Genomic DNA, 15,698 nt, shown 5'->3' with positions numbered 1-15,698 from the left:
CCCCTTAGCTGCGGATGAAGGCGCAGCCGCCTTCGTTTAGCGGGCGGAAGGCTTCCTCCGCCGGCGTCGTCTGCAGCAGCTTGTAGTAGTCCCAGGGCGCCTTGCTCTCGGCCGGCGACTTCACCTCGAACAGGTAGGAGGGGCAGAGCTTCCGCCCGTCCTCGCGGATGCGCCCGGGCCCGAAGGCGTCGTCATCGGTCGGCATCGCCTTCATCCGGTTGACGATCTCGACGCCCGAGGCCTTGGCCGCCGCCACGCCCATATCCGCCACCGCCTTCAGGAAGTGCAGCGTGCAGGAGTAGTTGGCGATGGAGGCCATGTTCGGCTTCACATCCTTCAGCCGCGGCTGCAGCCGCTGCGTCACCGCCCGGGTGCGGTCGTTGAGGTCCCAGTAGAAGCTCTCGGTCAGCACCAACCCCTGGGCCGTCTGCAGGCCGATGGCATGCACGTCGGGCAGGAACATCAGCAGCGCGGCCAGCTTCACGCCACGCCGCGTGATGCCGAACTCGGCCGCCTGCTTGATGCTGTTGATGGTATCCGCCCCGGCATTGGCAAGGCCGATGACCTTGGCGCGTGAGGCCTGCGCCTGCACGAGGAAGGAGGAGAAGTCGGTTGTCGCCGGGAAGGGGTAGCGCACGGCGCCGTTCACCTTGCCGCCCGCCGCCTTGATGAAGCCGGTGGTGTCCCGCTCCAGCGCATGGCCGAAGGCGTAGTCCGCAGTGATGAAGAACCAGCTGTCGCCGCCCGCCTTCACCATGGCGCCGCCGGTCGACTTCGCCAGCATGTAGGTGTCGTACATCCAGTGCACCGTGGTCGGGCTGCACTGGGCGCCGGTGAGGTCGGAGGTCGCCGAGCCGGTGTTGATATAGGCCTTGTTCTTCTCGCGGGCGACGTTGTTCACCGCGAGGCCGACCGAGGAGGTCGGCACGTCGATGATGAGGTCGACGCCCTGGTCGTACCATTGCCGGGCGATATTGGCGCCGACATCCGGCTTGTTCTGGTGGTCGGCGCTGACGACCTCGACATTGAAGCCCTTGTTGCCGAATTCCTGCACCGCCTGCCGGGTGCATTCGATGCCATAGGGGCCGCTGATGTCGCGATAGGTCCCCGACTGGTCGTTCAGCACGCCGATGCGGATGGTGTTGGCCGCCTGCGCCCGGCCAAGCCGCGGCAGGGCCGGCATCAGGGTGGCGCCGACCGAGGCGGTCAGCAGGCTGCGGCGTGTTGGGGTCATGGACAGTTCTCTCCTCGTCTCAGCTACGCACCAGCGAGCAGCCGCCTTCGTTGAGTGGGCGGAAAGCCTCCCCGGCCGGTGTGCTCTGCAGCACCTTGTAGTAGTCCCAGGGCCGCTTCGATTCGGCCGGCGACTTCACCTCGAGCAAGTAGGACGGGCAGAGCTTCCGCCCATCGGCACGAATGCTGCCCGCGCCGAAGGCGTCGTCCTCGGTCGGCATCGCCTTCATGCGGTTCACCACCTCGGTGCCGGAGGCCTTGGCCGCGGCGACGCCCATCGCCTGCACCGCCCGCAGGTAGTGCAGCGTGGCGGAGTAGCAGCCGGCATGGATCTGGTTGGGATAGAGGTTGGGCATCTTCGGCAGCACACGCTGGGTGAAGGCGCGGGTGCGGTCGTTGAGATCCCAATAGAAGCTCTCGGTGCAGACCAGCCCCTGCCCCGTCTCGAGCCCGATGGAATGCACATCAGTGATGAACATCAGCAGCGCTGCGAGCTTCGTGCCGCGCTTGGTGATGCCGAATTCCGCCGCCTGCTTCACGCAGTTGATGGTGTCGGAGCCCGCATTGGCGAAGCCGATCACCTTGGCGCGCGAGGACTGCGCCTGCACCAGGAAGGAGGAGAAATCCGTCGTCGCCGGGAAGGGCGTGCGCACCGCGCCGAGCACGCGGCCACCCGCCGCCTTGACGAAGGTGCTAGTATCCCGCTCCAGCGCATGGCCGAAGGCATAGTCCGCGGTGATGAAGAACCAGGTATCACCACCCGCCTTCACCATGGCGCCACCGGTCGATCTCGACAGCATGTAGGTGTCGTAGGACCAGTGGATCATGGTCGGCGCGCATTGCGCCCCGGTCAGGTCCGAGGTCGCCGAGCCGACATTGATGTTCACCTTGTTCTTCTCGCGGGCAACATTGTTGACCGCGAGGCCGACGGAGCTGGTCGGGACGTCGATGATCATATCGACGCCCTGGTCGTACCATTGCCGCGCCAGGTTCACGCCGACATCCGGCTTGTTCTGGTGGTCGGCGAAGATCAGCTCGACATTGAAGCCCTGCTGGCCGAACTCGGTGATCGCCTGCTGCGTGCAGGCGACCGAGCCGGGGCCGGTATTGTCCTTGTAGGTGCCCGACATGTCGTTCATCACGCCGATGCGAATGGTATTCGCCGCCTGCGCGTGTGCCAGCCTCGGCAGCGATGTCACCGCGGCTGCGGTGGCACCGGTGGCGAGCAGGCCTCTCCTTGTCATCTGCATCATGTCCGTCCCCCTGTTGGCGGGGCCGGGCGGTACATGGCCGCACGGTCTCCCGTAACTGCGACTCAGCTCCTGACGAGCGGGCAGCTGCCTTCGTTGAGCGGGCGGAAGGCCTCCTCCGCCGGCGTCGTCTGCAGCAGCTTGTAGTAGTCCCAGGCGCCCTTGCTCTCGGCGGGCGTCTTCACCTCGAAGAGGTAGGACGGGTGCAGCTTCCGGCCGTCCTCGCGGATGCGCCCCGCGCCGAAGCAGTCGTCATCCGTCGGCATGGCCTTCATCCGCGCCACCGTCGCCGCGCCATCGGCCTTGGCCTGGGCCGCGCCCATATCGGCTGCCGTCTTCAGGTAGTGCAGCACGGCGCTGTAGCAGCCGGCATGCGACATGGCGGGCATCGAGCCGGCGAGCTGCGGCCTCACCCGGTTGGTGAAGGCGCGCGTCCGGTCGTTGAGATCCCAGTAGAAGGTCTCGGTCAGCACCAGCCCCTGCGCCGCCTGCAAGCCGAGCGCATGCACGTCGTTCAGGAACATCAGCAGCACGGCCACCTTGGTGCCGCGCCGGGTGATGCCGAATTCAGCGGCCTGCTTCACCGTGTTGACGGTATCCGCCCCGGCATTGGCCAGGCCGATGACCTTGGCGCGCGAGGACTGTGCCTGCACGAGGAAGGAGGAGTAGTCGGTGTTGCTCAGCGGGTGCCGCACCCCGCCGACGATGCGGCCGCCCGCCGCCTTGACGAAGGCGGTCGTGTCCCGCTCCAGCGCATGGCCGAAGGCGTAATCGGCGGTGATGAAGAACCAGCTGTCGCCGCCCGCCTTCACCATCGCTCCGCCGGTCGACTTCGCCAGCATGTAGGTGTCATAGGTCCAGTGGACGGTGTTCGGCGAGCACTGCGCGCCGGTGAGATCCGCCGTCGCCGAGGTCGAGTTCAGGTAGACCTTGTTCTTCTCGCGCACCACGCCGTTGACTGCGAGGCCCACCGCGCTGTTCGGCACATCGACGATGACGTCGACGCCGTCGCGGTCGATCCATTGCCGGGCGATGTTGCTGCCGACATCGGGCTTGTTCTGATGGTCGCCGATCAGCACCTCGACATTCAGGCCGCGGCTGCCGAAGTCCTGGATCGCCTGCCGCACGCAGGCAACCGAGGTCGGGCCGGAGATGTCGCGGTAGACGCCGGACTGGTCGTTCAGCACGCCGATCTTCAGCGTGGCGCCCGGTGCCCCCTGGGCGCGGGCGCCCTGGGCGAAGGCGAAGGGGGCGGCAGCGGCGCCGGTCAGCAGGCTGCGGCGGTCAAGCGACATCGGGACAGGCTCCTGAAGCGATATCAAACACCGAGATATTCATGCAGCCGCCCGAGCGAGGCGTTCAGCTCATCATTCCGCACCATGTCCACCACGCGGCCATGCTCCATGACGTAGTGACGGTCGGCGACGGTCTGGGCGAAGCGGAAATTCTGCTCGACCAGCAGCACGGTGAAGCCACGCGCCTTGATCTCGCGGATCATGGCGCCGATCTGCTGGACGATGACCGGGGCGAGGCCCTCGGTCGGCTCGTCGAGCAGCAGCAGGTTGGCGCCGGTCCGCAGGATGCGCGCGATCGCCAGCATCTGCTGCTCGCCACCAGACAGCTTGGTGCCCTGGCTGCTGGCGCGCTCCTTCAGGTTGGGGAAGAGCTTGTAGATGGTGTCGAGATCGAGCCCGCCCGGCTTCACCACCGGCGGCAGCATCAGGTTCTCGGTGACGTTGAGGCTGGCGAAGATGCCGCGTTCCTCCGGGCAGTAGCCGACCCCGGCCCGCCCGATGAGGTCGGAACGCATGTTGATCGTCTCGCGCCCCTCGAAGCGGATGCTGCCGGAGCGACGGCCGACCAGCCCCATGATGGCGCGCAGCGTCGTCGTCTTGCCGGCGCCGTTGCGACCGAGCAGCGTCACCACCTCGCCCGGATGCACGTCGATATCGACGCCGTGGAGGATATGGCTCTCGCCATACCATGCCTCGAGCTTGCGGACCTCGAGCAGCGGCGCGCCGGTGGCGCCGGGGCGGGCGCGTTCCAGGGTCTCAGCCATGGGCCATCGCTCCTTCCGGGGGGGCTTCGGTGCCGAGATAGGCGGCAACCACGTCAGGGTTGCGTGACACTTCGCCGTAGTCGCCCTCGGCCAGCACGCTGCCGCGGGCGAGCACGGTGATGCGGTCGCAGAGGCCGGAGACGACCTTCAGGTTGTGCTCCACGAGCAACACGGTGCGACCGGCCGAGACCCGCTTCACCAGCGCGACGATGCGGTCGACATCCTCATGCGTCATGCCCGCCGTCGGCTCGTCCAGCAGCATCATCGCCGGGTCCATGGCCATCGTCGTGGCGATCTCGAGCGCCCGCTTGCGGCCATAGGGCAGTTCGCCGGCGGCGATGCGGGCATAGGAGGTGAGGCCGACATCCTCGAGCAGCGCCATGGCGCGGTCATCGAAGCTGCGCAGCAGGCTGTCCGAGCGCCAGAAGTCGAAGCTGCCACCACGCTGACGCTGCAGCGCCATCCGCACATTCTCGAGCACCGAGAGATGAGGGAATACCGCCGAGATCTGGAAGCTCCGCACCAGGCCGAGCCGGGCCACCTCGGCCGGCTTCATCCCGGTGATGTCGCGGCCGTCATAGCGGATGGTCCCGCGCGTTGGCTGCAGGAATTTGGTCAGCAGGTTGAAGCAGGTGGTCTTGCCAGCCCCGTTCGGGCCGATCAGCCCATGGATGCTGCCGCGCCGGACCTTCAGGGACACGCCGTTCACGGCGATGAAACCCCGAAATTCCTTCGTCAGCCCATCGGTTTCCAGGATGGAATCAGTCACCCGGATCGTTCTCCCCGTCGCGGTCGCAACAGGAAGACCCTGGCGCCGTCGTTGCGGCTAGGTATGACCGTGCAGCGCGCCAGATGCAAGGGAGGCTGCGGCTTTCCGCCCGTTTCTATTACGTTATCAGACCCCGCCTCACCCCCTGAGGCGGAGCGCGAGCGGCGGGTCATCGGTGGCGATGGCGTCCATGCCGAGGGCGAGGCCCCGGCGGATGGTCGGCGCGTCATTCGTGCCCCAGGCGCTGACACCGAGGCCGGCATCCCGTATCGCGGCGACGGATGCGTCGTCCCAGTCCTCGATCGCCAGGCCCAGCTCCTCCGCATGGCAGGCGCGGGCGAGTGCGATGGCGCCCTCGGGCCCCATGCCACGCCAGGGCCGCGCGCTCATCAGCAGCACGCTGCGCCGGAAGCCACCGGCAGCGGTGGCGGCGGCGATCGTCATCGGCTCGAAGCTCATCACCACCGTGTGCCGGCGCATCCCGGCGGCATCAAGCACGGCGAGGCAGGCCGGCACGATTCCTGGATAGGGCCGACCGGTCGCATCCGACTTGATCTCAAGGCGCAGCACCCGTCCGGCCTCGCGGACCAGCGCCACCGCCTCGGCGAGGCTCGGCACCCCTTCCCCACCCGTGCCCTTCAGCCGCAGCGCCTGCAGCTCGCCCAGGCGCCGCGCGCGCACTGCGCCAGTGCCGTCGGTGGTGCGATCGAGTGTCGCGTCGTGGATCACCACAACCTCACCGTCCGCGGCGAGATGCACGTCGAGCTCAAGCTGTTCGGCCGGCAGGGCCAGCGCCTGCCGGAAGGCGAGCAGGCTGTTCTCCGGCCAGAGGATCGCCCCGCCACGATGGCTGGCGATCTCCGTCATCCCTCCAGCAGCCATACCGAGAACAATGCCTCCGGATCGGTCCAGTGGCGGCTTATGCGCCAGCCGGCAGCGGCCGCCAATGCGGCGAGGCGCTCAGGGCGATACTTGTGGCTGCTCTCGGTGTGGATCGTCTCGCCGGCATCGAAGTGGATCACGCGGCCGCCGAGCCGCACAGCCTGGGCACGCTCGGCGACCAAGTGCATCTCAACCCGTTCCAGCGCCGCGTTCCAGACGGCGCGGTGCCGGAAGCCGCCCAGATCGAAATCCGCCCCCGCCTCGCGGTTCAGCCGATGCAGCAGGTTCAGGTCGAAGGCAGCGGTGACGCCCGCCGCATCGTCATAGGCGGCCTCCAGCACCGCCTGCGCCTTGACCAGATCGGCGCCAAGCAGCATCCGGGCTCCGGCGCCGAGCGTCCCGCGCGCCCTGCGCAGGAAGGCGATCGCACTCTCCGGCTCGAAATTGCCGATGGTCGAGCCCGGGAAGAAGCCGAGGCGCGGTGCCGTGCCGAGTCGACGCGGCAGCGCAAAGGGCAGGGTGAAGTCGGCAACCACGGGCAGCACCGGCAGGCCAGGTTGCGCCAGGGCGATCCGGTTCGCCGCCCCCTCCAGCCACTCGGGTGCGATATCGACCGGGACATAGGCCGCCGGCGCCGTCAGCCCATCCAGCAGCAGCGCCGCCTTGGCCCCGTCGCCAGGGCCGAACTCCACGACCGCGCGGCCCGGCCCGACCGCCTCGGCGATGGAGCCGGCCTGCTCGGTCAGGATCCGGATCTCGGTGCGGGTGGGGTAGTACTCCGGCAGCCGGGTGATCTCCTCGAAGAGCCGGCAGCCCTCGGCGTCATAGAGCCATTTGCAAGGCAGGGTCTTGCGAGGGGCGGACAGGCCGGCGAGGGCATCGGCGATCAACGCGGCACGCTGCTGCTGCGCCGCATCCTGGCTCTGCGCGCTGCTCATGCTGCGTCATCCGCCAGACGAAGCGCAGTGAACTGCCAGCGCGCATCGGCTGGAAAGAAGTTGCGGTAGCTCTCCCGCGCATGGCCCGGCGGCGTGGCGAGCGACCCGCCCCGCAACACCATCTGATTGATCATGAACTTGCCGTTGTACTCGCCAACCGCTCCCTCCCAGGGGTGGAAGCCGGGATAGGGACGATAGGCGCTGCCGGTCCATTGCCAACCGATGCCCTCGGCATCGCGCAGACCCGGCACGGCACACGCCGCCTCCCATTCCGCCTCGGTCGGCAGCCGCTTGCCGGTCCAGCGGGCATAAGCCTCCGCCTCATACCAGGAAACATGCCGAACCGGTGCGCCGAGCTCGAGCGACCGCAAGCCGCCCAGCCCATATTGCAACCAGCCCCCCTCGCGTCGGTGCCAATACATCGGCGCCTGCCAGGCCTCCGCCTGACATCGCGCCCAGCCCTCGCTCATCCACAGCGTCGCCGTGCGGTATCCGCCATCGGCGATGAAATCGAGCCACTCGCCATTCGTCACCAGCCGATCGGCGATGCGGTAGGGGTCGAGCCAGACCTTGTGGCGCGGCGCCTCGTTGTCGAAGGCAAAGCCGGCGCCGGCATGGCCGATCTCCTGCACGCCCTCGGGTCCGGACAGCATCCGCATCGGCCCGCTCGCCGCTACCGGCTCACGCCAGTCCGCCTCATAGGCAGGCAGCAGCGGGTTCTGCGCCAAGGCATGCAGGACGTCCGTGAGCAGCAACTCCTGGTGCTGCTGCTCATGCTGCAGGCCAAGCTCGACCAGCGGCAGGACCTCCGCCGGCGGGTCCTCCAGCAACCGGACCATGGCTGCATCGACATGGGCGCGATAGGCGCCGACCTCGGCTGCCGAGGGGCGCGTCAGCATGCCGCGCTTCGGGCGGGCATGGCGCGGCCCGGCGGCTTCGTAATAGGAGTTGAACAGAAAGCCGAATTCCTCGCGGAAACGTCGGTATCCCGGCTGGTGGGGCAGCAGCAGGAAGGTTTCGAAGAACCACGTGACATGGGCCCGGTGCCACTTCACCGGGCTCGCATCCGGCATCGACTGGATCGTCTGGTCCTCAGCCGAGAGCGGCGCCGCCAAGGCCTCAGTGTGGTCGCGGATGGCGGTGAAACGGGCCACCAGAGCGGCGTGGGACGACACCGGGCGGGTATCGAGAAGGGTCATAGGCGCTCCTGCTTCCTTATCCCGCAAGCCGGGACCGCAACGGCCGAGAGGCCTTGCCGGTTCCGTTGAGATGGGAGCCGCTTCGCGCCGGTCCAGCCAGAGGTTACCAGAAGCCTAACACGCGGGCGTGACACTTCATCGAGCGGCGGTGGCCCAGGCCTGACGCAGGACTCCACCGAGGGCGCGGGCGAAGCGCGGTGCATCGACCAGCGGCGAGGCCGCGACACGCCCCCGCAGTCCCTGCCGCAGGGCGGCGAGGCCGTCCAGGTCGCAGGCCCGGGCAATGGCCTGCGTCACATACTCATCAGCAGTCCCAGCCACCCAATCCGCCAACCCGACATTGCTGAGATGGCTGAGCGCATGCCGGCCACAGAAGCTGTCACCCGCCAGCGCTAGAACCGGCACGCCCATCCAGAGCGCCTCGCAGACGGTGAGGCCACCCGCGTAGGGAAACGGATCAAGCGCGATATCGATGTCGCCGTAAGCCGCCAGCAACTCGCGATGCGGCAGCCCACCCTCCAGCGCAACCCGGCCGAGCGGCAGCCCTGCCCTGGCCAGCCTTTCGCCGACACGTGCCCGCGTCGTCGCCTCGCCGAGCGCATGGGTACGCAGCATCAACCGTGCCGTCGGCAGGGCAGCGAGTATGCGTGCCCAGGCGGCGAGCACCGGCGCCGTCACCTTCGCCAGGTTGTTGAAGCAGCCGAAGGTCACGCCGTCCGCCGCCAGCGCCGGCAATGGCGTAACCGGCGGCGCATAGGGGGGTGGCAGGTAGCAGACATAGCCATCCGGCAGCCGCAGCAGGCGCTCCGTGTAATGGGGCTCGGCACCCAGCGGCGTCTCCCAACGGTCGGTCAGTATCCCGTCGCAACCGGCAAGGCCGAGGGTCGAGAACTGCGCGCCGACCCATTTCAGCTGCACCGGCGCCGGTCGGTATTGCAGCACGAAGGGGCGTCCCCCCTCCCCATAGCCGCCCATTTCGATCAGGATGTCGATGCCATCCTCGGCGATCAGCCCGGCGATCGCGGCATCCTCCATGGCGCCCACCTCCCGCCAGCGGGCGCAGCGAGCCCGGAACCGCGCCGCCAGCGGATCCGCCCGCGGCTTCAGCGCATAGGCGAAGAGCTCGAATTCGACCTCTGGCAAGGCTTCCAGCCCCGCCAGGGTCAGCCAGCCAACTGGGTGCTGCCCGAGACCACCCGAGAGCAGCCCAACCCGGAGACGGCCCTCCCCCAAGCGCCGCCGCACGACCAGCGGGGCCTGCAGCGGCATCGCCTGGCCGATCGCCTCCGCCGCAGTGCGCAGCCCGGCAGCCGTTCCCGCCTCAGGGTGGTACGGCAGTACCGCGATGCGGTTCACCAGCGCCGGCACGCCGCCTCCCGCCAGCGCCGCCTCGGCCGTGGCCAGTGCCGCTTCCTGCTCGCCAATCGCATTCAGCGCCAGCGCCCTGTTTTGCAACAAGGTTGGATGCGGACCGAAATCCCGGATCGCCGCCTCTAACAGATCCAGCATGGCTGAAAGGCGGTTAGCCTTCCACAGCACCGTCGCCAGCCGGTTCCGCAGGTCAAGATCTCCCGGCCGCGCGGCGATGGCGGCGCGCAGCGTGGCCTCCGCCTCGGCAGTACGCTCGGCCCCGGCCAGGGCATGGCCGAGCGCGGCGAGAATCTCCGGCACCTCGGGCGCCAGCAGCTGCGCCGTGCGCAGATCGGCGAGCGCCGCCGCCGGCCCCTCGGCTGCCTCCCGCAGCCAAGCCCCGGCGAGTGCCCAGCCGGCAGCGAAGGGGTCCGCCTCGGCGCAGGCCGAGACCTCCGCCAGGGCCGCCGTCATCCCGCCCAGGGCGAGGCTCGCCTCGGCAAAGAGCCGGGCCGCTGCCGCATGGGCCGGCCGCATCGCCAGCACCTGCGCTGCCCCCTCCCGCGCGGCATCGGCGTTGCCCTCCGTCAAGGCGAGCCGCGCCAGGGCGAGGATCAGTTCGGGCTCCGATGCATCGAGCCTATGCGCTGTCTCCAGCAGGGCACGCGCCGCGGCGCGGTCGCCGGCCTCCTCGGTTAGGGCGGCAAGTGCCGCATGAGCCGGGATATGGGCTGGGTCGCGCGCCAGGGCCGCACGGAACAGCGCCATCGCTGAAGCCGGATCGCCACGGAGCCCGGCGATGGTGCCGAGCCGGAAGGGCGGTTCCGCCAGGTCCGGCAATGCCGCCATCGCCATCGCCAGATGCCCTTCGGCCTCGGCAAGCCGACCCAACGCCTGCAGGGCGAGGCCGAGATTGAGCCGCGCCCATTCCCCATGCACGGGATCGTCCAGCGTTGCGGTGAGCGGCGCCAGCGCCTCTGCGGGAGTCCCCGCGCGCAATGCCTCCAGCCCAGCCCGGTAAGCCACGGCACCCATCTCAGTGCGGCGCCGGCCGGGCAAGAACGAGCAATCCCGGCACCGCATGGTCCGTCTCCAGCCGCAGATCCTCCATGCGCTGCTCCACCGGCACGAGACCGGCCTCGCTGAGGCAGCGCGCCAGATAGTCCGGCGCATGGGCGTAGCGGCCGGAGGGGCCAAGTCGCCAGGGCGGGCCGTAGGGTTCCGACCGCTCGAGGCTGAAGATCAGCATCCCATCCGGCGCCAAAGCCGCCCTGCACCGGCCGAGCACCTCCTCCAGCCGCCCGAAATAGATGAAGACATCGGCGGCAACGATCAGCGCCTGGGGCGGCACGCCCTGCTGAAGGAAGGCGCCGATCTCGCACTCATGCAGCCCGGCATAGAGTTGCTTGGCAGCCGCCAGTTCCAGCATCCCGCGCGAGAGATCGATGCCGGTCAGTGGACCGCCAAGGTAATCCGCCAGGGCCACGCCGACGAGGCCGGTGCCGCAGCCAAGGTCGAGCACGGGGCCGAGCCTCTCCTGCCCCGCCGCCACGGCCGGGCAATGCCGTTCGACCATGCGCCGGATCAGCCCAGGGACCCGGTAGCCAAGCGAGAGCAGCGAGGCCTCAAAGCGTGGCGCATAACCGTCGAACAGGGCAGCGACATAGCTCTCGGTCGCCCGCTCCGTCCCCTCGCCCGTCGCAGCGGCGGCCAGATGCGCGAGATAGCCATTGCCGGGCGAGAGCCGCGCGGCGGCGGCGAAATGCGGTGCAGCCTCCCCCATCCGCCCGGCCGCGACCAGCGCATGCGCCAGCACGCTGTGCAGGGAAGCCTCGGCGATGCCACTCCCGAGCCCGGCCCGCGCCATCGCTACCGCCCCCTCGGCATCCCCCGACAGCAGGGCATTCTGTGCCTGCAGCGCGGCCAGCCCTGGCTCTCCTGGCTTGGCCGCCAGTAATTGGGTGAATTGCTCCGCCGCGGCCGCATGCCGGCCGGCAAGCATGAAGGCTTGGCCCAGGCGGCGGCGGAAGCCGGAATGGCTTGGCTCGGCCTGCATCGCCTCACCGAGGAACCAGATCGCCTCATCGAAAAGGCGTTCCTCGAGGAGGGCGGTTCCGAGCAGGGCCTTGGCGCCAGGGTCCCAGGGCGTTGCCATGACCGCAGCAGCGGCATCATCGATCGCCGCCTTGGCCGCGCCGCGTGCAAGCCGGATACGGGCACGAAGCTGCCGTGCGGCAGACCATTCGGGATCCTCGGCCAGTGCGAGATCAGCCGCTGCCTCGGCCTCCGCCAATCGCTCCAGTCCAGCCAGCGCCTCGGCCCGCAGCAGGGCGGCGGCGGTGGCGAGTCCAGGCAGTCGCGCCAGGCGGTCCAGCATGGGCAGCGCTTCCGCCGGCCGTTGATCCTGCAGGAGCTGCCGGGCACCGGCATGCAACCTGACGCCCAGGCTTTCGTCGGGCATGGCGAGCATCGTCATGGCGGCCTCCCTCCTTTATCTCAGCGCCAGAGGGCGGCGGCGAAGTGGTCATTCATCTCGGCGATAAAGTCGAGATCGGGCTGCTCGGCGCCGCATTCCCGCAGCACCGCCATGGCGACACCGGCAATGCGGGCGCGCAACTCCACGGGCAGGTTGTTGGTCGGGTCGACCACGGCCACCTGTACGGCATCCCACAAGCGGCGATTATCGGCGATGGCACGGGCATGGGCAAGCGGACCGCCATTGCGGCTGTCCCGGATAGCACGGTTGGCGCGGGCGAAGACTTCCGCCTCCATCTGCTTGGTGGAGAGGCGGCGGCGATAGGCGGCGGCGCCCTGCCTCGGCTGGGCTTGGGCTTCGGTGTCGGGGATCATGCGCCACATTCCTTCCTGGAGGGATACGCGGCCTGTGCCGGGAGCCGGCCTCCTGCCGGCTTGGCCACGACCCGCTGGCGGGACCGGGCCTGCTGACGCAACGGCCTAGGGATTCAGCGGAACAGGCTCAGCAGCGTCTGCGGCGCCTGGTTGGCGATCGACAGCGCCTGGGTGCCAAGCTGCTGGCGGATCTGCAGCGACTGCAGCTTGGCTGACTCCTTTGCCAGGTCTGCATCGACCAGTGCACCGATGCCGCTCTGCTGGGCGTCCATCTTCGCCTTGTTGTAGTTGATCTGGCTGTCGACGAAGTTCGAATAGCTGCCGAAATTATTCATCTGGCTCAGCGTGTTGGTAATCGCCTTGGAGACGGCGCCCGTCTTGGTCAAGGCTGCCGACGCATCGCCGCGGGTCCAGGCATTGGCGCCGGAGACGATGTTGAAGATGTTGGTGGCTGCCTTGTAGCCGCTGAAGGTGTAGGTCTCGCCCGCGCCATTGCGCACCACCTTGTTCGCCAGCGTCATCGGGTCGTTCAGCACATTGGTGCCGTTGTAGGTAGCATCCTTGATGAAGGACTGGATGTTGTTCGTCAGCTCCTTCGCCTGTGACTGATACTGCGTGCGCTGCTCCGACGAGATGGTGCCGTCCGCCAGCTTCACTGCCACCGACTGCAACTTCTGCAGGGTGCTGGAGACATTCTGCAGGCTGGCCGCCGTGACATCGATGAGGCCCTTGGCGCCACCCAGCTGCTCATTCGCCGAGGTATTCGCCGCGACCTCGCCGCGCACGCGCTCGGCGACGGCGAAGGCGGCGCCATCGTCCTTGGCGTCGGCGACGCGATAGCCGGTCGAGATGCGCTTCTGGGTGGAGGTCAGCTCCTCGGCCGTCTTGTTGAAGGAGGCCAGCGCCACCTGGGCACCGGCGTTGGTGATGACGGAGTTCAGCGGCATTCGGGTTTTCCCTCTGATCGCAGGTCCGGTTCGTCCGAAACCATGCGGCCATCCTCCACGCCCGGGGTGAAGATGCGGTTAAGGTGCCGGCCTGCATTGCCGGCGCTGTCAGCCAGGGTCGAAGGCGTATGCGGCAAGATCGGCCGCCAGCATCGCGGCGGCGGTAGCGCGCGGCGTGAGCAGCGCCAGCGTGCCCGCGCTGCCCGCCAGCTCGTAATGCCGCAGCAGCGGTGGCCGGTAAGCGGCGCGACTCCAGAAATCATGCACGAGCAGCAGGGCACCGGGCGCCAGGCGCGGCAGCCCAAACAGGGCGCAGGCGATGCGGAAGCGGCCATCGACCAGCACAAGATCGACCGGCCCCGCCACGGCCTCCCACGGGTCCCGCCAATAGGCCGGCCAGCGCGGCAGGCAGGCCGGGTCGGTCGGCCAGCCCCAGGCCGCGGTCGGGCCGATATCGACATGCATCAGCCGCAACCGGCCCGCCGCCATGGCCTCGGCATTGGCCGGCTCCACCGCCACGCGGTCGAGCCAGGCGCGGTCGCTATCGACCGAGAGCAGCCGCCCCAGCCCGGCCGCCAGCAACAGGCCGGTACTGCCGCCGCAGCCGAATTCCAGCCCGGCCTGCCGCCCGGCCGCCGCGGCGCAGAGCAGGGCCTGCTCCGCCTGACTCATGGCGGGCAGGAGCCCGGTCAGGGGCTCTGAGATGGCGTCCACGCGGCGGCTCCGTTCTGGGGCGCCGCCAGACTGCACTGCAGAGGGTTATCGAAGCCTCAAGGCCACCGCCGTTCAGACGAAGACCACGTCACCCGCCCCGAGTGCCGTGACGCCGGGCAGCGTCACGCTGTGGCCCGCCGCATCGAAGGTGACGACAAGGCCGCCCGCCCCTGGCGCGACCGTGACGCTCTCCGCCCCCATCCCCTGGAAGGCGAGCCGGTCCTCGCCCGGGGTGAAATCAGTGATCGTCGCCGAGCCCGCGCCGGCGACGATCCGCCACTGGTCGGCACCGGCGCCGCCGGCATGGCTGCCCCCGCCGCTGCCGGCGCCGAGGCTGAACGTATCGGCACCGGGACCGCCCGCCAGCACGGCGCCCTCGGTCACCGGCGCGTGGATCACCCCATCCGGCGCCAGCCCCTCCGCTCCGACCCAGATTGGCATGCCCTGGTCGTCATAGACGGCATTGCCGCGCCCACCGCCATCCGCCCCTTCCAGCCGGCCATAGCCGTAGCCGTAATGGAGCCGGGCATCGGCGGGCAGCGGTGAGTCGAAGCGCAGCAGCAGCGTGTCGGGGCCGGTGACGCTGGCGGCGCTCGCCTCCACCTCGCCGGTGGTGCCGAGGAGCGACCAACCGGTGCCGCTCGCGGCATCCGCGTCGAGCGGCAGCAGCGCACGCGCCGCATCATGTGCCACCCTGACCGCCACTTCGTCGTCGCCGGCCACGACGGCCTGCACCACCTGTGGCCCGAGGTCGTCGACCGCGCCGCCGGCCAGCGCCACCGGCGAGCCCGGCCGTGCATACTCTGCCCAGTCCTGTGCCAGGGAGAAAGCGATCCGCTCCGCCGTCTGCAGCCCATCCTCGTTCGACTGGTGCGCCCCGCCATAGTCGCGCGTGGACCAGTCGCCATCGGTGTTGTCGAACCGCATGTCGGCGTCGAGCGCGCGGGCAGCGATATGGGCGTTGAAGGCCGGGTCGGCCGCCAGCTCCTCCATGCCGATGCGGATGGCCTGGTGGCCGGCATCGGTCCCCTGGGGATAGGGAATGGCGCTGACGAAGTGGTAGGCGAGCGTCTCGGCGGATTGCCCATAGGCTGCCCGCAGCATCGCCGCCTCGCTGCGGACGGCGCCTTCCCACTCCGTCGGGGTCAGGCCGGCATCGCGGCTGTCATACTCGCTGTGGAACCACACGACCGCAGTCGGCTCGGCCTTCTGCTCGGGGGTGATGCGGCCGACGACGTTGAGCAGGCTCTGCTCCAGCGCGGCCGGCGCCCAGTTCTGCCCGTCACCCGCTGGCGTCAGCCACTCGCCGAGGAAGGCGGTGCCGCTGAACACGGTGCTCGTTTGCCGGCCCTGGCTGGAATATTCGAGATGCACCCGGTCATTGGTGCCGTCGAAGCCGAGCAACTCCTCAACCTTCGCCACCATCGCCTGGGCACCGCCATTGTAATCGCCCATGAGTTGGGCATTGGACTGGCCACGAAGCAGGATGTTCAACTGCAATGAAAAA

General features: G+C 69.0%; 14 protein-coding genes. All 14 read right to left on the bottom strand.

Annotated features, from left to right (window positions below; genetic code table 11):
* Positions 1-4: 4 nt before the first annotated feature.
* The gene (locus BLR02_RS02535) at positions 5-1,234 is read right to left on the bottom strand and encodes an ABC transporter substrate-binding protein (RefSeq protein ID WP_090660148.1); all 1,230 of its coding nucleotides are present in this window, start codon (positions 1,232-1,234) and stop codon (positions 5-7) included.
* 19 nt (positions 1,235-1,253) lie between these two features.
* On the bottom strand, positions 1,254-2,477 hold the full coding sequence (locus BLR02_RS02530; protein WP_456303789.1) for an ABC transporter substrate-binding protein: 1,224 nt from the start codon (positions 2,475-2,477) through the stop codon (positions 1,254-1,256).
* Positions 2,478-2,548: 71 nt separating this feature from the next.
* Complete coding sequence (locus BLR02_RS02525; protein WP_090660144.1) at positions 2,549-3,778, bottom strand: ABC transporter substrate-binding protein; 1,230 nt, start codon at positions 3,776-3,778, stop codon at positions 2,549-2,551.
* Positions 3,779-3,801: 23 nt separating this feature from the next.
* On the bottom strand, positions 3,802-4,542 hold the full coding sequence (locus BLR02_RS02520; RefSeq protein ID WP_090660142.1) for an ABC transporter ATP-binding protein: 741 nt from the start codon (positions 4,540-4,542) through the stop codon (positions 3,802-3,804).
* Positions 4,535-5,311: an ABC transporter ATP-binding protein gene (locus tag BLR02_RS02515; protein ID WP_090560807.1), complete on the bottom strand. Its 777-nt coding sequence runs from the start codon at positions 5,309-5,311 to the stop codon at positions 4,535-4,537. The genes BLR02_RS02520 and BLR02_RS02515 overlap by 8 nt, the downstream gene beginning before the upstream one ends.
* Positions 5,312-5,449: 138 nt before the next feature.
* A complete protein-coding gene (locus BLR02_RS02510; RefSeq protein ID WP_176849343.1) occupies positions 5,450-6,178 on the bottom strand; it encodes a glycerophosphodiester phosphodiesterase in 729 nt (242 codons plus the stop codon).
* Positions 6,175-7,131: an L-histidine N(alpha)-methyltransferase gene (gene egtD / locus BLR02_RS29230; RefSeq protein WP_176849342.1), complete on the bottom strand. Its 957-nt coding sequence runs from the start codon at positions 7,129-7,131 to the stop codon at positions 6,175-6,177. Before egtD ends, BLR02_RS02510 begins: the two co-directional genes overlap by 4 nt.
* A complete protein-coding gene (gene egtB / locus BLR02_RS29225; protein WP_218127311.1) occupies positions 7,128-8,330 on the bottom strand; it encodes an ergothioneine biosynthesis protein EgtB in 1,203 nt (400 codons plus the stop codon). The genes egtD and egtB overlap by 4 nt, the downstream gene beginning before the upstream one ends.
* A gap of 135 nt (positions 8,331-8,465) precedes the next feature.
* Positions 8,466-10,715, bottom strand: a complete 2,250-nt coding sequence (locus BLR02_RS02500) for a tetratricopeptide repeat protein (protein ID WP_176849341.1) — start codon at positions 10,713-10,715, stop codon at positions 8,466-8,468.
* A gap of 1 nt (position 10,716) precedes the next feature.
* A complete protein-coding gene (locus BLR02_RS02495; protein WP_090660137.1) occupies positions 10,717-12,156 on the bottom strand; it encodes a tetratricopeptide repeat protein in 1,440 nt (479 codons plus the stop codon).
* Positions 12,157-12,176: 20 nt separating this feature from the next.
* Positions 12,177-12,530 (bottom strand): flagellar biosynthesis regulator FlaF, encoded by a 354-nt coding sequence (locus BLR02_RS02490; RefSeq protein ID WP_090561076.1) that lies wholly within the window; start codon positions 12,528-12,530, stop codon positions 12,177-12,179.
* Between the two features lie 113 nt (positions 12,531-12,643).
* Complete coding sequence (locus BLR02_RS02485) at positions 12,644-13,477, bottom strand: flagellin (protein ID WP_090560803.1); 834 nt, start codon at positions 13,475-13,477, stop codon at positions 12,644-12,646.
* A gap of 108 nt (positions 13,478-13,585) precedes the next feature.
* Positions 13,586-14,191: a class I SAM-dependent methyltransferase gene (locus BLR02_RS02480; RefSeq protein ID WP_090560802.1), complete on the bottom strand. Its 606-nt coding sequence runs from the start codon at positions 14,189-14,191 to the stop codon at positions 13,586-13,588.
* 72 nt (positions 14,192-14,263) lie between these two features.
* Complete coding sequence (locus tag BLR02_RS02475; RefSeq protein ID WP_090660134.1) at positions 14,264-15,685, bottom strand: hypothetical protein; 1,422 nt, start codon at positions 15,683-15,685, stop codon at positions 14,264-14,266.
* Positions 15,686-15,698: the final 13 nt, after the last annotated feature.

Source organism: Belnapia rosea, from assembly GCF_900101615.1.
In the GTDB taxonomy this organism is placed as follows: Bacteria; Pseudomonadota; Alphaproteobacteria; order Acetobacterales; family Acetobacteraceae; genus Belnapia; species Belnapia rosea.
This window is presented reverse-complemented; position numbering and strand designations above follow the sequence as displayed.